The sequence below is a fragment of the Pseudomonas sp. HN2 genome, from assembly GCF_020736465.1.
Taxonomy (GTDB): Bacteria; Pseudomonadota; Gammaproteobacteria; order Pseudomonadales; family Pseudomonadaceae; genus Aquipseudomonas; species Aquipseudomonas moraviensis_A.
On sequence record NZ_CP085885.1, the window covers coordinates 4,963,011 to 4,981,051 of the forward strand.

General features: G+C 60.3%; 17 protein-coding genes. 10 read left to right on the forward strand and 7 right to left on the reverse strand.

Annotation, left to right across the window (positions count from 1 at the left end):
* The first annotated feature begins 2 nt into the window (after positions 1–2).
* From LIS66_RS21915 to LIS66_RS21925, 3 genes are all read left to right on the forward strand, one after another.
* Positions 3–485 (forward strand): GNAT family N-acetyltransferase, encoded by a 483-nt coding sequence (locus tag LIS66_RS21915; protein ID WP_227973036.1) that lies wholly within the window; start codon positions 3–5, stop codon positions 483–485.
* A gap of 147 nt (positions 486–632) precedes the next feature.
* On the forward strand, positions 633–959 hold the full coding sequence (locus tag LIS66_RS21920) for a hypothetical protein (RefSeq protein ID WP_064364312.1): 327 nt from the start codon (positions 633–635) through the stop codon (positions 957–959).
* A gap of 83 nt (positions 960–1,042) precedes the next feature.
* Positions 1,043–1,792 (forward strand): YkgJ family cysteine cluster protein, encoded by a 750-nt coding sequence (locus LIS66_RS21925; RefSeq protein ID WP_227973037.1) that lies wholly within the window; start codon positions 1,043–1,045, stop codon positions 1,790–1,792.
* 133 nt (positions 1,793–1,925) lie between these two features.
* On the opposite strand, the gene LIS66_RS21930 is transcribed toward LIS66_RS21925, so the two are convergent.
* From LIS66_RS21930 to LIS66_RS21940, 3 genes are all read right to left on the reverse strand, one after another.
* The gene (locus LIS66_RS21930) at positions 1,926–2,165 is read right to left on the reverse strand and encodes a hypothetical protein (RefSeq protein ID WP_042608363.1); all 240 of its coding nucleotides are present in this window, start codon (positions 2,163–2,165) and stop codon (positions 1,926–1,928) included.
* A 139-nt stretch (positions 2,166–2,304) separates the two neighbouring features.
* The gene (locus LIS66_RS21935) at positions 2,305–2,724 is read right to left on the reverse strand and encodes a hypothetical protein (protein WP_065616625.1); all 420 of its coding nucleotides are present in this window, start codon (positions 2,722–2,724) and stop codon (positions 2,305–2,307) included.
* Positions 2,687–3,316, reverse strand: coding sequence for a nucleotidyltransferase domain-containing protein (locus LIS66_RS21940; protein ID WP_064364308.1), 630 nt, complete (start codon positions 3,314–3,316; stop codon positions 2,687–2,689). The genes LIS66_RS21935 and LIS66_RS21940 overlap by 38 nt, the downstream gene beginning before the upstream one ends.
* A gap of 191 nt (positions 3,317–3,507) precedes the next feature.
* Here LIS66_RS21940 and LIS66_RS21945 point away from each other — a divergent pair, with 191 nt between their 5' ends.
* From LIS66_RS21945 to LIS66_RS21975, 7 genes are all read left to right on the forward strand, one after another.
* Entirely contained in the window at positions 3,508–4,668 is a 1,161-nt protein-coding gene (locus LIS66_RS21945; protein ID WP_227973038.1) for an efflux RND transporter periplasmic adaptor subunit, read from the forward strand.
* The gene (locus tag LIS66_RS21950; protein ID WP_227973039.1) at positions 4,665–7,778 is read left to right on the forward strand and encodes a multidrug efflux RND transporter permease subunit; all 3,114 of its coding nucleotides are present in this window, start codon (positions 4,665–4,667) and stop codon (positions 7,776–7,778) included. The genes LIS66_RS21945 and LIS66_RS21950 overlap by 4 nt, the downstream gene beginning before the upstream one ends.
* Before the next feature lie 7 nt (positions 7,779–7,785).
* A complete protein-coding gene (locus tag LIS66_RS21955; protein ID WP_042608367.1) occupies positions 7,786–8,463 on the forward strand; it encodes a heavy metal response regulator transcription factor in 678 nt (225 codons plus the stop codon).
* Complete coding sequence (locus tag LIS66_RS21960) at positions 8,453–9,817, forward strand: heavy metal sensor histidine kinase (RefSeq protein ID WP_042608368.1); 1,365 nt, start codon at positions 8,453–8,455, stop codon at positions 9,815–9,817. The genes LIS66_RS21955 and LIS66_RS21960 overlap by 11 nt, the downstream gene beginning before the upstream one ends.
* Positions 9,818–10,007: 190 nt before the next feature.
* Positions 10,008–10,229 (forward strand): hypothetical protein, encoded by a 222-nt coding sequence (locus LIS66_RS21965; RefSeq protein WP_064364304.1) that lies wholly within the window; start codon positions 10,008–10,010, stop codon positions 10,227–10,229.
* Positions 10,230–10,462: 233 nt separating this feature from the next.
* Positions 10,463–11,740, forward strand: a complete 1,278-nt coding sequence (locus tag LIS66_RS21970; RefSeq protein ID WP_416220766.1) for an OprD family porin — start codon at positions 10,463–10,465, stop codon at positions 11,738–11,740.
* Positions 11,741–11,925: 185 nt separating this feature from the next.
* Positions 11,926–13,434: a sensor domain-containing diguanylate cyclase gene (locus LIS66_RS21975; protein WP_227973041.1), complete on the forward strand. Its 1,509-nt coding sequence runs from the start codon at positions 11,926–11,928 to the stop codon at positions 13,432–13,434.
* A 177-nt stretch (positions 13,435–13,611) separates the two neighbouring features.
* On the opposite strand, the gene lpxC is transcribed toward LIS66_RS21975, so the two are convergent.
* From lpxC to LIS66_RS21995, 4 genes are all read right to left on the reverse strand, one after another.
* A complete protein-coding gene (gene lpxC, locus LIS66_RS21980; protein WP_007916984.1) occupies positions 13,612–14,523 on the reverse strand; it encodes a UDP-3-O-acyl-N-acetylglucosamine deacetylase in 912 nt (303 codons plus the stop codon).
* Positions 14,524–14,635: 112 nt separating this feature from the next.
* Positions 14,636–15,832 carry a cell division protein FtsZ gene (ftsZ, locus tag LIS66_RS21985; protein WP_016773283.1) on the reverse strand — a complete coding sequence of 399 codons (1,197 nt, stop codon included), beginning with the start codon at positions 15,830–15,832 and terminating at the stop codon, positions 14,636–14,638.
* A 67-nt stretch (positions 15,833–15,899) separates the two neighbouring features.
* Positions 15,900–17,159, reverse strand: a complete 1,260-nt coding sequence (gene ftsA / locus LIS66_RS21990; RefSeq protein ID WP_016773282.1) for a cell division protein FtsA — start codon at positions 17,157–17,159, stop codon at positions 15,900–15,902.
* Between the two features lie 15 nt (positions 17,160–17,174).
* Positions 17,175–18,041, reverse strand: a complete 867-nt coding sequence (locus tag LIS66_RS21995; RefSeq protein WP_039761388.1) for a cell division protein FtsQ/DivIB — start codon at positions 18,039–18,041, stop codon at positions 17,175–17,177.

Below are 18,041 nucleotides of genomic sequence, written 5' to 3' on the forward strand. Positions count from 1 at the left end.
TCTTGGCCGAAGCGTTTTGTTTTCTGCTACGGCGCGACTTGAGTGAAGCGGTGCCGAATGCGCAGTGGCCGTCCGGGATTGAGCTGTCCGTCTACCGCGATGAATTGGCGCCAGCGCTGCATCAGTTGATGCAACTCGGACATCTGCAGGGTGGCGGTCGAGTACCGCCGCTGGACGAATGGCAGCAGCGGTTTGTCAGCGATCCCGAATACGATCCCTCATTGTGCTTCGTTGCCTGCGATGCCGAGGGTGTGGTTGGCGTGGCGCAGTGCTGGACCAGTGCGTATATCAAGAATCTGGTGGTACACCCGCGAATGCAGGGCCGGGGACTTGGGCGAGCGTTGTTGCTGCATGCTTTCAGCGTCTATCAACAGCGGCGTGAAGGGTTTGTCGATTTGAGGGTTCTGGAGGACAACCTGCGGGCGCGCCGGTTGTATGAAAGTGTCGGGATGTATGTAGTCCGGCGGGAGCTGGTCGTCGAATGATCCACCGCCATCGCGAGCAGGCTCACTCCTACATTTGAAATGCATTCCAACCTGTAGGAGTGAGCCTGCTCGCGATAGCGCCGGCACAGGCAACTTCCAACCCGCAGGCATACTCCAACCTTGGCCATAACCCAGGATGCCCCAACCATGAAAGCCATCACCCTCGCCCTGCTCACCCTCACCGCCCTCGCCTCCCAGGCCCACGCCTCCAGCCCCGACGCCTGGGCCGCCTACGACAAAACCGTGCTCGCCAGTTGCACCAAGGCCAGCGGACTGAAAAACGTCAAACCGGTCGGCACGCCCGCGCAATTCGATGATCGCGTCGGTTACACCGCCGTTCTGCTGCAAGGCCAATATCCGCAAAAACACATGAAAGGCCAGCAAGGCAGCGAGCTGTGCCTTTACAACAAACAGTCGAAGACCGCATTCGTCACCGAGTGGGACTCGATCCGCCCGGTGACAAAATCCCACTGAGTGGCGCAGTCCTTGCTTCGATCGGGTTCTGTGCGATGGTTTTCCGCCATCCTTTCACACCCTGATTGAAGACAGATCGCTCAATGAATACGACGTTTTCCTGCGTAGGCTGCGGCAAATGCTGCACCGACCACCATGTGCCGCTGACGCTGGCCGAAGCCCGCATGTGGGCGGCGGATGGCGGTCAGGTAATCGTGCTGGTCGAGGCCTTTCTCGGCAATGGTCTGGGCCTGCCAGCGCAGCAGCGCGAACATGCCGAGCACCGTTCAGCCATGGTCCGCAGCGGTGCTACCGATGCTCATGTGGCGATCACTTTCGCCGCCTACAACGTCGGCCCCTGCCGGAATCTTGACGACGACAAGCGCTGCCGAATCTACGAGCGGCGTCCGCTGGTGTGCCGGATTTACCCGGCGGAAATCAATCCGCACATCCCGCTCAATCCTGCTGCCAAGGATTGCCCGCCAGAATCATGGGAACAGGGACCGGAACTGATCGTGGGCGGCGAATTGGTTGATCGGGAACTGGTTGAGCTGATCCAGCGTTCGCGTCAGGCGGACCGGGATGACATCAGACTCAAGGATGCGATCTGCGCGATGCTCGGGATTCGCACTACCGCGCTCAAGGGCGATGGGTTTACAGCTTATTTGCCGAACATGGATGCGTTTGCGCAGGTGATCGACCAGGTAAGCGCGCAACCGCTGGCGGCGCAGCCGAGTGAGTGGCTGTTTCATTTGTCAGGTGATGACGTGGCCGGGCAAGTGCTGGCAGCCGGAGGCCAAGTGGTGACTGAACCGGCGCAGACTTACGCGTTTATTTCATTGCGCGCGGCTTGATCTGATATTCGTGGTGTGCGGCTGCCGCCTTCCCGAGCAGGCTCGCTCCCACATTGGATCTGCGCCGAACCCAAACCTGTGGGAGCGAGCCTGCTCGCGAAAAGGCCAGCACAAGCACCATCACTTTCCGATGTCAGCGCTTGCCCATCGACCGACGCGTGCCCGGCGGCGCCATGCCCGGGGTCTTGGTGTGGCCATTCTTCGCGCCATTCTTGTACCACGGCTGATTCGAGCCTTTCGCCGAGGCCAGCTCGCCCGGCTTGAACGGGAACTTGAACGCCGGGATCTCGGCCTTGGTTTCGCTGGTGTCAGCCACGTCAGCCGGGACGTCGCTCACAGCGTCGTCAACCGGCGGTTGGGTCGGGGAAGTCATAAAAGCTCCGGGAACAAAAAGTCGGCCCGATCAGTGAGCCGCAAAGGCGCGCAGTATACCTGTGCGCTCTGGCTCGGCATCTGAAGATTTGCGCGATGCGCTGAATGGCTGCTTGGTACTGACACTGCGTGATGATATTTCAGTTCATGCGGTGTTGAACGTCACTCAACAATTGCGAGGTGCTCTCCAGCAACTGCTCAAGAAGCGCGTCATCCTCATCCATATAGCCTTCGTATTCGGCGAGATTCCGCCGCTCATGGCACAGCGCAAACAATCGCACCTGAACCTTACTGCTTTGCGTGGTATGGATCAGACACTGGAATACCAGATAGCGCTTGTCCGATCGATAGCCACTCAAGCGAAGAGCTGTCAGCGCCAGCGCGTGAGCGGCGTTGTAGGCCAAATCGAACCGGCTGGAAAACGAGAGTGTGCAGGTGTGCGCATCCTTGAGCCTATCCAGAGCCGAGCGCATCAGCCCCTCACACTCTTTGCGGTCAGGTGGCTCCGCTTTCAGTACACCGCTACGTAGAAGATTCTCCAGACTCTCGTTGCTGCCCATCCTTGGACTCCAAAGGGTTTGCCCCTGACAGATCGATTTTTTCCTGCTGCATCACCCGCATGACAAAACTGTTCTGTGCCGCCAGCTTCCTGGCCCAGTCTTGCGGGGTGTATAGCGTCGGGTTGATGGGACGCCTCAATTGCTCCTCCAACGGCATGAGTCGCTCCATCAACTCACTGTAGTGCAGGCCTTCGCCAATCAGCATGAGATCTATGTCACTGAGTGTGTTCGCCGAGTTTTTGGCGATGGAGCCATACACGAACGCCCACGTGATCTGTTCGGCAAACGGCTCTAATGCCTGACGAAGAGGCTCGGCAAAACCGAATGTCTTACGCGTGATGCCCAGAAGCTCCGCGTAGATAGGACAGGCGGGGTTGGCCTGGTAATGGGTCTGGTTACCCACTCGTGTCATGCTGAGGATCCCGGCTCGTTGCAATCGATCGAGTTCACGCATCAGCCCGCCTTTGCCAACCTGCGCCCAGCGCACAATTTCGTTGGCGTAGAACGTCTGGTCAGGCTTGCCGAACAACAATCCCAATACTTTTTGCTGGGTGGCGGTGAACAGGGCTTCGCTTAAAGAAAGGTTTTCCACTGGCGCAAACCGAAGAGTCCCAAAAAAGGAACGATAGGTCCCTTTTAGGGACTTATCAACTCAACCGTAATCGCAGCTACTGCAATTAACATCGGAAACTGACAATCCTGACAGCCAGCCGTCACCCTGCCGACCGCCTGACCGGTTTATAACTGGCCAATCTGCCCAAACTCCAGACTTCGGCGCCGCGCATGTCCATTCAGAAAAATAAAATCCTGCTCGCCTCTCTCCTGATTTTGCTGGCAGCCGCCGGCCTGTGGTTTGTGCTCAAACCGGCACCGGCCAAACTGGCCAGCCCGACCGCCATTCCTGTGCGCGTGGTGACGGTCAGCGCCAAAGACGTGCCGCGTTATACCAGCGGCATCGGCTCGGTGCTCTCGCTCCACAGTGTGGTGGTGCGTCCGCAGATCGACGGGATCCTGACGAAAATTCTGGTAAAGGAAGGTCAACTGGTCAAAGCAGGCGACCTGCTCGCCACCATCGACGACCGCTCGATCCGCGCCAGCCTTGATCAGGCCCGGGCGCAGTTGGGCGAGAGCCAGGCGCAGTTGCAGGTCGCGCTGGTCAATCTCAAGCGCTACAAATTGCTCAGCGTTGACGACGGCGTGTCGAAGCAGACCTTCGACCAGCAGCAAGCGCTGGTCAATCAGCTCAAAGCCACGGCGCAGGGCAATCAGGCCTTGATCGATGCGGCGCAGGTGCAACTGTCCTACACGCAGATTCGCTCCCCAGTCACCGGGCGCGTCGGTATTCGTACGGTCGATGAAGGCAATTTCCTGCGCATGACCGACACCCAAGGACTGTTCACCGTGACTCAGATCGACCCGATCGCCGTCGAGTTCTCCCTGCCCCAGCAGATGCTGCCGACCCTGCAGAGCCTGATCAGCGATCCGCAACGCGCGCCGGTCAAGGCCTACATCGGCGCCGACACCGATGGCGAAACCGGCAATCTGCTCGGCGAAGGTCATCTGACCCTGATCGACAACCAGATCAACGCCAACACCGGCACCATCCGCGCCAAGGCCGAATTCGCCAACGCCAGCCAGAAGCTCTGGCCGGGTTTGCTGGTGACGGTAAAAATTCAGACGGCTGTGGATAAAGATGCGCTGGTCGTTCCGTCCACCGTCGTACAACGTGGCCTTGAACAACACTTCGTTTACCGCGTGAAGGACGATAAGGTCGAAGCGGTGCCGGTGCAGATGGTGTATCAGGGCAGCGGCCAGGACATCATCAAAGGCGTCAACGCCGGTGACGTGCTGGTGACCGACGGCCAGTCGCGGCTCAAGCCGGGGTCGAGCGTGCAAGTCATGAGTGAGCCGCCGCAAGTGGTGCAGGCGGAGCCGAAGCCATGAATTCGCACAAAGGCATCTCGACCTGGTGCATCGATCACCCGGTGGCGACGATCCTGTTGACGATCGCGCTGGTGCTGGTCGGGGCGATTGCCTTCCCGCGCTTGCCGATTGCCCCACTGCCGGAAGCGGAATTTCCTACTATTCAAGTCTCGGCGCAGTTGCCCGGCGCCAGCCCGGACACCATGGCGTCTTCGGTGGCGACGCCGCTGGAGGTGCAATTCAGCGCCATCCCCGGCATGACCCAGATGACCTCGAGCAGTGCGCTGGGCTCAACCCTGCTGACCCTGCAATTCACCCTCGACAAAAGCATCGACACCGCCGCCCAGGAAGTCCAGGCGGCGATCAACACCGCCGCCGGCAAGCTGCCCAAGGATATGCCGACGCTGCCGACGTGGAAGAAGGTCAACCCGGCCGACAGCCCGGTGCTGATCCTCAGTGTCAGCTCCACACAGATGCCCGGCACCGAACTCAGCGACCTGGTGGAAACCCTGCTCGCCCGGCAGATCAGTCAGATCGACGGCGTCGGCCAGATCAACATCACCGGTCAGCAACGTCCGGCGATTCGCGTGCAGGCGTCGGCGGACAAACTCGCGGCGATTGGCCTGACGCTGGCCGACATCAGGCTGGCGATCCAGCAGACCAGCCTTAACCTCGCCAAAGGCGCGCTGTACGGCGAATCGAGCATTTCCACGCTGTCGACCAATGACCAGTTGTTCCACCCCGAGGACTACAGCCAGCTCATCGTTTCCTACAAGGATGGCGCCCCGGTTCACCTGCGCGATGTCGCCAAAGTCGTCAACGGTGCGGAAGATGCCTACGTGCAGGCGTGGGCGGGTGATCGTCCGGGGGTGAACCTGGTGATCTCGCGTCAGCCCGGCGCCAACATCGTTGAGACCGTCGACCGCATTCAAGCCGCCCTCCCCGGTCTCGAAGCCATGCTGCCGGCCTCGGTGCAGGTGAAAACCCTGATCGACCGCACGCAGACCATTCGCGCTTCGCTGCATGAAGTCGAGATCACCTTGCTGATCGCGATCCTGCTGGTGGTCGCAGTCATGGCGCTGTTCCTGCGGCAGTTGTCGGCGACGCTGATTGTTTCGGCGGTGCTCGGCGTCTCGCTGATCGCCAGTTTCGCCCTGATGTACGTGCTCGGTTTCAGCCTGAACAACCTGACGCTGGTGGCGATCGTCGTCGCGGTCGGCTTCGTGGTCGACGATGCGATTGTCGTGGTGGAGAACATTCACCGCCATCTCGAGGCCGGCGATGACATGCGCGAGGCGGCGATCAAGGGTGCCGGCGAGATTGGCTTCACCGTCGTTTCGATCAGTTTCTCGCTGGTAGCGGCGTTCATCCCACTGCTGTTCATGGGCGGTGTGGTCGGGCGGCTGTTCAAGGAATTCGCCCTGACCGCGACGTCCACCATCATGATTTCCGTGGTGGTGTCGCTGACGCTGGCGCCAACCCTTGCCGCGCTGTTCATGCGCAAACCGCTGCATCATGCCAATGCCAAACCCGGTTTCAGCGAACGCCTGCTCGGCTGGTACGAAAAGGGCCTGCGCCGCGCCCTCGACCATCAGAAACTGATGATTGGTGTGTTCGGTCTCTCGCTGGCGTTGGCGGTCGCCGGCTACATCTTCATTCCCAAGGGCTTCTTCCCGGTGCAGGACACCGGTTTTGTCCTCGGCACCACCGAAGCCGCTGCGGACATTTCCTACGGCGACATGGTGAAAAAACACTTGGCGATGGCGGAAATCGTCGCGGCCGATCCGGCGGTGCAGGCGTTTTCCCATTCGGTGGGTGTCTCCGGCAGCAACCAGACCATCGCCAACGGGCGCTTCTGGATCGCGCTGAAAAAACGCGGCGATCGCGATGTCAGCGCCAGCCAGTTCATCGACCGCATCCGTCCGCAACTGATGAAAGTCCCCGGCATCGTTCTGTATTTGCGCGCAGGGCAGGACATCAACCTCAGCTCCGGCCCGAGCCGTGCGCAGTACCAGTACGTGCTCAAAAGCAATGACGGCGCGACCCTCGCCACCTGGACGCAGCGCCTGACCGAGAAACTGCGCAGCAACCCGGCGTTCCGCGACATTTCCAATGATCTGCAACTGGGCGGCAGCATCACTCACATCAGCATCGACCGTAGCGCAGCGGCGCGTTTTGGCCTGACTGCGAGCGATGTCGACGAGGCGCTGTACGATGCGTTCGGCCAACGGCAGATCAATGAATTCCAGACTCAGGTCAACCAGTACAACGTGATTCTCGAGCTGGACACAAAGCAACGCGGCAAGGCCGAAAGCCTCAACTATTTCTACCTGCGCTCGCCGCTCAGCGGAGAAATGGTGCCGCTCTCGGCGCTGGCCCGGTTTGACGCGCCGACTATCGGCCCGCTGTCGATTGCCCACGACGGCATGTTCCCCGCCGCCAACCTGTCCTTCAACCTCGCCCCGGGCGTGGCGCTGGGCGATGCGGTAATTCTGCTCAATCAGGCCAAGGCCGAGATCGGCATGCCCACCGCGATCAGCGGCAATTTCCAGGGTGCAGCGCAGGCCTTCCAGAGTTCGCTGGCCAGTCAGCCGTGGCTGATCCTTGCGGCGCTGGTGGCGGTGTACATCATCCTCGGCGTGCTTTATGAAAGCTTCGTGCATCCGCTGACGATCATTTCGACATTGCCGGCGGCAGGCCTCGGCGCGGTGATCATGCTGTGGATCTGTGGCCAGGACTTTTCGATCATGGCGTTGATCGGCCTGGTGCTGCTGATCGGTATCGTCAAGAAGAACGGCATCCTGATGATCGACTTTGCCCTCGAGGCGCAACGCCAGCGTGGACTGCCGCCGCAAGAGGCGATTTTCGAGGCGTGCATCACCCGTTTCCGGCCGATCATCATGACCACCCTCGCCGCGCTGCTCGGCGCGTTGCCGCTGATGCTCGGCTACGGCACCGGCGCCGAACTGCGCCAGCCATTGGGCATTGCCGTGGTCGGCGGTTTGCTGGTCAGCCAGATGCTGACGCTGTTCACCACCCCGGTCATATACTTATGGCTCGAACGGCTGTTTCACCGGCACTCACACCCACCAGCCCCAACGCCCGCAACGGCATTGGCGACCACAGACTGAGGCGGTCATGCGCGTTCTGATTATCGAAGACGAAGAAAAAACCGCGGACTATCTGCACCGTGGCCTGACCGAACAGGGCTACACCGTGGACCTTGCCCGCGACGGCGTTGAAGGCCTGCATCTGGCGCTGGAATGCGACTACGCAGTGATCGTCCTCGACGTCATGTTGCCGGGGCTCGATGGCTTCGGCGTGCTGCGCGCGTTGCGTGCGCGCAAACAGACCCCGGTGATCATGCTCACCGCCCGCGAGCGCGTCGAAGACCGCATCAAGGGCCTGCGCGACGGTGCCGACGATTACCTCGGCAAGCCGTTTTCCTTCCTCGAACTGGTCGCCCGCCTGCAAGCGTTGACCCGGCGCAGCGGCGGTCATGAGCCGGTGCAAGTAACCATCGCCGACCTGTGGATCGACCTGATCAGCCGCAAGGCCACCCGCGCCGGCACGCGCCTGGATCTGACCGCGAAAGAGTTTTCCCTGCTCAGCGTGCTCGCCCGTCGCCAGGGCGAAATCCTCTCGAAAACCGCGATCGCCGAGATGGTCTGGGACATCAATTTCGACAGTGATGCCAACGTCGTCGAAGTCGCGATCAAACGCCTGCGCGCCAAACTGGATGGCCCGTTCCACGAAAAACTGCTGCACACCATTCGCGGCATGGGTTATGTACTGGAGAGCCGTGGTGTCCAGTAACTCGATTGCCCTGCGTTTAAGCGGGATGTTCACGCTGGTGGCGCTCGTGGTGTTTCTGTTGATTGGTGGCGCACTGTATCAACAGGTCGACAAGGGCTTGGGGCTGTTGCCGGAAGCTGAGCTGGATGCGCGTTACAGCGTGCTCGAGTCGGCGCTCAATCGCTTCGGCACACCGGAACATTGGGTGAAGATCAACGCCAAGCTCAAGCTGCTCGGCGAAGAAGACAAGCGCATCCGGTTCTGGGTGGTCAGTGGTAATCCGGGTTACGAATATGGACAACCCGATGCCGCGATTCGGGCCTTCGCTCAGGGTCCGCTGGGCATGCATGACCTGCATCTGGCCGACCATCCCTACCCCCTGAAAGTGCTGCTGACCGAGTTGCCGGCCAAGGACCAGCGCCCGTCGCTGCGCTTCATGATCGGCATCGATACCGAAACCTTCCATGAGACGCAGCACAATCTGCTGATCGCACTGATCGGTCTGGCGATCGCCGGTGTGCTGATGGCTTCGGCGCTGGGCTATTGGGTCGCAAGAATCGGCCTCAAGCCGCTGATCAAACTGTCGCAGGAAGCTCAGCGCCTGGCACCACCACTACGCGCCGGGCGCTTGCGTCTATCGCCGTTGCCGCCGGAACTGGAGCAGTTCGTCGAGTCGTTCAATTCGACGCTGGAACGGGTGGAACTGGCCTATTCGCGGTTGGAGTCGTTCAACGCCGACGTCGCCCATGAACTGCGGTCACCGCTGACCAACCTGATCGGCCAGACCCAAGTCGCGCTGACCCGCGGGCGCTCGGCCGAACACTATTTCGAAGTGCTGCAATCGAACCTCGAAGAGCTGGAGCGACTGCGTTCGATCATCAACGATATGTTGTTCCTGGCCAGCGCCGATCAGGGCAACAAGGCAACCAAACTGACCTCGACGTCACTGGCTGATGAGGTGGCGACGACCCTGGACTATCTGGATTTCATTCTTGAAGACGCCCAGGTTGAAGTGCAGGTCAGCGGCGATGCGCAGGTCCAGATCGAGGTCGCGCATTTGCGCCGGGCGCTGATCAACTTGCTGAGCAACGCGGTGCAGCACACCGAACCGGGACAGGTGATCGAAGTGCGCATCGAGGTTCAAGAACATCAGGTGAGCATCGGCGTGGCCAATCCCGGGACGCCGATTGCCAGTGAGCATTTGCCGAGGTTGTTCGAGCGCTTTTATCGGGTCGATGCCTCGCGCAGCAACAGCGGCAATAACCACGGCTTGGGGCTGGCGATCGTCAAGGCGATCGCGCTGATGCACGGCGGGGATGTGTTTGTACGCAGTGACCGGGGCATGAACACCTTCGGCATTCACCTTCCGGTCTGAAAAGATCAAAAGATCGCAGCCTTCGGCAGCTCCTACAGGTGTACGACACGCCCTTGTAGGAGCTGCCGAAGGCTGCGATCTTTGCTTCTGCTGTAACAGTCATTTATGAAAATCACGCTGTTTCCCAACCCTCGGCAACCTTATCTTTGCCCGCACCAAACAGCACTTGCCAAGCAAGAAGGTTTTCCAGATGTCCAACAGTATGGGTATTGCCAGCGCGTTCGTTTTGTCCTCATTGATCCTGTCGCCGATGGCGATGGCTGAAGAATCGCAAACGTTCGTGGCGCAAAAAGTCGCTCGCGCGCAGGCATTCGATCAGCATCAGGCCGAAGTGATGGCCAAGGCTCAAGACGCGACGCAATCCCCGCAGGCCGCCAATTCCCAGACTCAAGTAATCGAGAAAGACAGCTGAGTTGCACCGCGAAAGGTTTCCCTCGACGCGGTTGTTTGGCTCTTCCCGTTCAACCGTCGTCACTCTAGGCCGCTGCCTTTCAGCGGCCTTTTTTCGTTGTGGTCTGAAAGCCGTCTGGTGCGTCTGTAACAACAAGAAATATCAAGCCGCTCAAGAAACAGAGCGGCCCGCTGACCCAAGGAGCTCCACCGCACGTGTTTTACCCTGCCCGCCTTACCCCGCTGTTCATTGCAATGGCCGCAACGATTGTTCCCACCGCCCACGCCGACGAGCCTGCTGAACAAGGCTTCGTCGAAGGTTCGAGCCTCAACCTGAACGCCCGCAACTACTACATGAATCGCAACCGCTTGCAGCAAGCGGACGACAACATCGAGTGGGGCCAGGGTTTTCTCGGGGTGTTCCAGTCCGGCTATACCGATGGCACGGTTGGCTTCGGTTTCGATGCCCACGCCATGCTCGGCCTGAAACTCGACGGCGGTGGCGGTACCGACGGTTCGAGTATCCTGCCGATCAGCGATGGCAACGGCAAAGCGCCGGGCTCGTTCTCCACCGCAGGCGGGACGTTGAAGCTGCGTGCGTTCGATACCGAGTTGAAGGCTGGTGACCTGTTCCTCACCAACCCGGTGATTGCCGGCGGCGACACGCGGATGCTGCCGCAGACGTTTCGCGGTATCAGCCTCGCCAATCACAGTTTTGACGGCTGGCTGATCGAAGGTGGCCAGGCCAGTTTCACCAAGCCCTATAACCAGAGCGGTCACACGCGAATCGGTACGTCCTACGGCACCCTCGCCGATGGCGATGAGAGTCAGCACCTGAACTGGGCTGGTGTGGCCTGGAGCGGGGTCGAAGGTCTGACCAGTAACCTCTATGCCTCTGAGCTGAAAGACATCTGGAACCAGTACTACTACGACCTCGACTACACCTGGCAACTGAATGACCTGCTCAGCCTCAACCCGGGCCTGCACTTCTATCACACACAAGACACCGGCGACGCGCTACTCGGCGACATCGACAACAACACCTGGAGCGCGCATCTGACCGTCGGCATCGGCAGCCACAGCGTTACCGCCGCGTACCAGCGGGTCAACGGCAACACACCGTTCGACTACATCAGCCAGGGCGACAGCGTTTACCTGGACAACTCCCAGCAATACTCGGACTTCAACGGGCCGAACGAACGCTCGTGGAAGCTCAAGTACGCTTACGACTTCACGGGTGTCGGCCTGCCAGGGCTGACTTCGGCGCTGTCCTATTCGCGCGGCACGGTCGACCTGACCAAAGCCGACCCGGACAACCCAGGCTATTCCAGCTGGTACAGCGCTGACGGCCGCAACGCCAAACACTGGGAGCGCGATATCGATTTGCAGTACGTCGTGCAAAGCGGTCAGGCCAAGGACCTGGCGGTGCGCCTGCAATGGGCGACCAACCGTGGCGGCAATGGCTACGGCGCGATTGATTCGGATACAGATGAATACCGCGTGATCATCGACTACCCGGTCAACGTCTTCTAAGATCGGCGCGGCGTTTTTCAGATCCTGTGATCTATCCTGTGGGAGCGAGCCTGCTCGCGAAAGCGGTGTGTCATTCAACGCAGATGTTGACTGACAATCAGCTTTCGCGAGCAGGCTCGCTCCCACAGGTTCGTCCGGCGTCAGCCCAACTAAGCTTATGAAACCACTCCAACCGGCTCCCCCTCATGATCGCCAGCCGCACACCTCCCATCACAGGCCAGACCGGTCGCCCCGAGCGCCTGCTGATCCTCGGCAGTCTGCTGACCGTGATTGCGATGGTGTGCATCGTCACCTTCCTGTTGATCCGCGAATACGCCAGTGCGCAGGACGCCGCCACTCGCCGTGCGACCACCATTGCGCAACTGATCGATGCCGACGTACTGCGCACCGTCGAGCTGTACGACCTGACGCTGCAAGGCCTGATCGCCGCCGCCCAGCGTGATGACTTGCAGCAGGTCTCGCCGCAGATCCGTCACCTGGCGCTGTTCGATCGCTCGGCCACCGCGCGCTTCAAAGGCGACATCCTGCTGCTGGACAAGCATGGCGAGGTCGTCGCCGACTCCTCGCGCATCGAACCGAAACCGGGCAATTTCGCTGACCGCGATTATTTCCTCGCCCATGCGTTCAACCGCGAGATGGGCATGTTCATCAGCCGGCCGTTCAAGACCCGTTGCGATTGCGACGAGGCCGATCAGTGGCGCATCAGCTTCAGTCGACGCATCTCCTCGCAGACCGGTGAATTCCTCGGTGTGGCGGTGGCGTCGCTGAAACTCGACTACTTCGACGAACTGTTCAAAAGCCTCGACATTGGCACCGACAGCACGCTGAACATCATCAACAGCGATGGCGTGCTGCTCGCGCAGAAGCCGTACCTGCAAAGCGATTCGGTGGGCAAGAGCTTCGGCAATCGGCCCAACGTTGTGCGCATCCTCAATGATCGCGATGGCAGCGGCAGTTTCACCAGCACCTCGAGCATGGATAAACAACGCCGGCTCTATACCTACTCGCGGGTCGGCAATCTGCCGTTGACCGTAATGGTCGCGCTGTCCAGTGATGAGGTGTTCGGCACCTGGCGGCGCACGGCGATATTGATCAGTGGCGCCACCGGCGTGCTGTGCCTTGGCCTGTTGTGGCTGACCTGGCTGCTCGCCCGGGAACTGCGTTTGCGCCATCGCGCCGAACGCGAGCTGGCGCAACTGGCCGCCACCGATGACCTGACCGGCGTGGCCAACCGGCGCATGCTCGATCAGACCCTGCGTCATGAGTGGTTCCGCGCGCAACGCTCGGGCCAGCCGCTGTCGGTGATGATGATCGATGCCGACCACTTCAAGGCCTTCAACGACCGACATGGCCATCAGGCCGGCGATCAGGTCTTGCGTGAGCTGGCCAAGGTGATCACGGCGAATGTGCGACGTCCGGCGGATCTGGTTGCGCGTTATGGCGGCGAAGAGTTTTCGGTGATTCTCGCCGAGACCGACAGCGCAGGAGCGCAGCAGATCGCTGAGCAGATCCGTAGCGCTGTGGAAAACCTGCCGTGGACCGAAGGCGCTGAGCGGGCGATGACCGTGAGTATCGGCATCGCCACATGGACGACAGCGAGCGAGATGACCCTGGAGCAGTTGTTGTTTGCGGCGGACAAGGCGCTGTATCAGGCCAAGGAAGGCGGACGCAATCGGGTGGTGGTATCGGTTTGAGAGGTGCAGTGGCCCCACCGGCCCTATCGCGAGCAGGCTCACTCCTACAATTGGAATGCGTTCCCCCTGTAGGAGTGAGCCTGCTCGCGATAGGGCCATCCCAGGCAATACAAAAACCACAGGTATAAAAAAAGGCCATCCGAGGATGGCCTTCAAAAAACTAGAGAGGTTTTTTACTTACACAGCCGCTACAGGGCGCATGTAAGAGATCGGTGCGGTGCTGGCGTCTTCGAACGTCACCACTTCCCACGCATCTGTCTGCTCAATCAATTTGCGCAGCAGCTGGTTGTTCAGTGCATGACCGGACTTGAAGCCTTTGAACTCACCAATCAGGCTGTTGCCCAGCAGGTACAGGTCGCCAATCGCATCGAGGATCTTGTGCTTGACGAATTCGTCTTCATAACGAAGACCGTCTTCGTTCAACACGCCATCGGCGTCGACCACGATCGCGTTTTCCACGCTGCCGCCGAGTGCGAGGTTGTGCTTGCGCAGGTACTCGATGTCACTCATGAAACCAAAGGTACGGGCGCGACTGACTTCTTTTACGAACGAAGTGCTGGAAAAGTCCACGCTTGCACTTTGGGTGCGGTCCCGGAATACCGGGTGATCGAAATCGATCTCGAAGCTCACCTTGAAGCCTTCGAAAGGGACGAAAGTGGCGCGCTTGTCGCCGTCTTCCACTGTCACTTCACGCAGGATGCGGATGAATTTCTTGGCGGCGTCCTGTTCTTCCAGGCCTGCCGATTGAATCAGGAATACGAAGGGTCCAGCGCTGCCATCCATGATCGGGACTTCGGACGCGGAGAGCTCGACGTAGGCGTTATCGATGCCCAGGCCAGCCATGGCCGAGAGCAAGTGCTCTACCGTGTCCACTTTGACGTCGCCATTGATCAGCGTCGTCGACATAGTGGTTTCACCGACGTTTTCCGCGCGGGCAGGAATCTGCACCACAGGGTCGAGGTCAGCGCGACAAAACACAATGCCAGTGTCGACAGGCGCAGGCTTGAGGGTCAGGTAGACCTTCTCACCGGAGTGCAGGCCTACACCTGTGGCACGGATAATATTTTTCAGTGTGCGTTGTTTAATCATGGCTTGGGCCGCTTCAGCGCAAATTGCGAACTGGTATCAACAAAGGCTGGCGATGATAGCAGACCATGCCTTTGCTGAACACCAATCACCTTCATAGCCCTGATACATTCCATCAATCGGCCTGACGACGCAGGAATGCCGGAATGTCCAGGTAGTCCAAGTCATCCTGCGGATTCATCTTCGCGGCAGCCGCAGCACCGGCCTGAGCCTGGTTGCGCATGACGGTCGGACGGTCCAGATCACGGTAGTTCACCGCAGGCTGCTCCTGACGGGCCGGAGCCGGTTGTTGCACCTGAGCCGAAGCCATGGAGGTGTGAACGGTGTTGTCGATAACCTTCACAGGCTTCTCGATCTTCGCGCCCAGACCGGTGGCAACCACAGTCACGTGCAGCTCGTCGCGCATGTCCGGATCGATAACGGTACCGACCTTGACCATCGCGTGCTCGGAAGCGAAGGCTTCGATGATCGAACCAACGTCGGAGTACTCACCCAGGGACAGGTCAGGACCGGCGGTGATGTTCACCAGAATGCCGCGCGCGCCTTGCAGGTTGACGTCTTCCAGCAGCGGGTTGCGGATTGCCGCTTCGGTGGCTTCACGTGCACGGTTCGGACCGCTGGCGCAGCCAGTGCCCATCATCGCCATGCCCATTTCGCTCATCACGGTACGTACGTCGGCGAAGTCGACGTTGATCATGCCCGGACGCTTGATGATGTCGGAGATACCGCGAACGGCACCGGCCAGAACATCGTCAGCCTTGGCGAAAGCCGACAACAGGCTGGCGTCCTTGCCGAGGATGGTCAGCAGTTTTTCGTTCGGAATGGTGATCAGCGAGTCGACGCTTTCCGAGAGCATGCGGATGCCTTCGTCGGCGATCTGCATACGCTTGCGGCCTTCGAACGGGAACGGACGGGTCACGACCGCAACGGTCAGGATGCCCATTTCCTTGGCCACTTCAGCGATGATCGGCGCCGCACCGGTACCGGTACCGCCGCCCATGCCAGTGGTGATGAACACCATGTTGGTGCCGGCCAGCACTTCAGCGATGCGCTCGCGGTCTTCCAGAGCGGCTTGACGACCGACCTCAGGGTTTGCGCCGGCGCCCAGGCCTTTGGTCACGCCAGTGCCCAGTTGCAGGATGGTCCGCGCGCCGATGTTTTTCAGCGCTTGAGCATCGGTGTTGGCGCAGATGAACTCAACGCCTTCGATGTTGCTCTTGACCATGTGATTGACAGCGTTGCCGCCGCCACCGCCGACACCGATAACTTTGATTACCGGGCTTGCGGGGATGTTGTCTACGAGTTCGAACATTTTCCCTCTCCTTACATTCTCTAGTTTTTTCGCCTACTGCTGTTTGTAGCGGTGTTGCGGTAAAGCTTTAAAAATTGCCCTGAACCCACTTTTTCAAGCGGTCCAGCAGCGGCGCCTGAGGCTCTTCGCTGCTGTAGCTGTCGCGGCTGCCGATGCCGGAGAACGAAACTCCGTCGGACTGCTTTTGCAGGCCGTACATCAACAAACCGACGCCAGTGGAATAAATCGGGTTGCGCACTACGTCATCCAGACCTTTCACGCCATGCGGCACCCCGAGGCGTACCGGCATGTGGAAGATTTCTTCGGCCAGTTCGGTCGCGCCTTCCATTTTCGAGGTACCGCCGGTGAGCACGATGCCCGCCGGGATCAGGTCTTCGTAGCCGCTGCGACGCAGCTCGGCCTGGATCAGGGTGAACAGTTCGTCGTAGCGCGGCTCGACCACTTCGGCCAGGGCCTGACGCGACAGTTCGCGCGGTGGACGGTCGCCGACGCTCGGCACCTTGATGGTTTCGCCGGCACCGGCCAGTTTCGCCAAGGCGCAGGCATAGCGGATCTTGATTTCTTCGGCGTACTGGGTCGGGGTGCGCAACGCCATGGCGATGTCGTTGGTCACCTGATCACCGGCAATCGGGATCACTGCGGTGTGACGAATCGCGCCTTCGGTGAAGATCGCGATGTCGGTAGTGCCGCCGCCGATGTCGACCAGGCACACGCCGAGTTCTTTCTCGTCATCGGTCAGCACCGAGTAGGCCGAGGCCAGTTGCTCGAGGATGATGTCGTCGATTTCCAGACCGCAGCGACGCACGCATTTTTCAATGTTCTGTGCGGCGTTGACGGCGCAGGTGACCACGTGAACCTTGGCTTCCAGACGCACGCCGGACATGCCCAGCGGCTCGCGCACGCCTTCCTGGTTATCGATCACGTAATCCTGCGGCAGGGTGTGCAGCACGCGCTGGTCAGCCGGAATCGCCACGGCCTGGGCGGCGTCGAGCACACGCTCAAGGTCGGCCGAGCTGACTTCGCGATCACGGATCGCGACGATGCCGTGGGAGTTCAGGCTGCGAATGTGATTGCCGGCCACGCCGACGAAAGCCGAGTGAATGCGGCAGCCGGCCATCAGTTGGGCTTCTTCGATCGCACGCTGGATCGACTGCACGGTGGATTCGATGTTGACCACCACGCCCTTCTTCAGGCCGCGGGACGGATGTGTGCCGATCCCGACGATTTCCAGCTGGCCGTCGTCCGCGACCTCGCCTACCAGCGCCACCACTTTGGAGGTGCCGATATCCAGACCGACGATCATTTTGCCGCTTTGCACGTTTGCCATGGGTCCTGCCTCTTCTTAATTCTTTGCGACAGCGGGTTGGGCTGTCGTCGGCGCTACGGGTTCCCGCCAGCCAACAGCAAGGCCGTTGGCGTAGCGCAGATCGATGCGCGCAATGTTCGTAATCTGCTCTTTCAGCGTCTTGTCATAGATGGCGATGAAGCGGCGCATCTTTTCCACCAGGTTGCCGCGTCCCAGCAGCAACTCGATGCCGGGGCCGGAACTGCCGGCACCGGTGGTCAGGAACCAGCTGCCGCGTTCACGCAATTCCAGGCGTGCAATCGAAAAACCCAGCGGGCGCAGCATCTGGCTCAGCACCTGATACTGCTGCATCACTTGCTGCTGAGCCCGTTGTGGGCCGAACAGCTGCGGCAGGTGTTCGTAGTTCGCCAGTTCCTTGGGCGTGAACGCCTGGCCCTGGTTGTTGAGCAGCGACTCGTCGCCCCAGCGCGCCACCGGCAATTGTTCTTCGAGGCGGATCACCACCTGGTCCGGCCATACCCGGCGCACTTCGGCGTGGGCGATCCACGGCATCTGTTCCAACTCGGTACGCATACCGGCGAGGTCGATGGTGAAGAAGCTCGACGCCACGAACGGTGCGATCCGCTGCTGCACCGCCTGCTGGCTGATGTAACTCAAGTCGCCCTGCACCGCGATCTTGCTGATCGGCCGGTCGGCATACGGCAGCAAACGCTGCGCACCTTCGTAGGTGCCAAAGCCCAGTGCCACCAGCAGCACCGGCCAGAACAGGCTTTTCAGAAAGCTGAAATTGGCTTTCGGCAGGCGCGCGGACATCGGCTCTTTCGCCACCATTCGGCTGGCACCCCGCGGCACCGGCTTGCGGCCGGGTGCGGGGGGCTGATGTCTGAGATGAGCGCCTTGCAT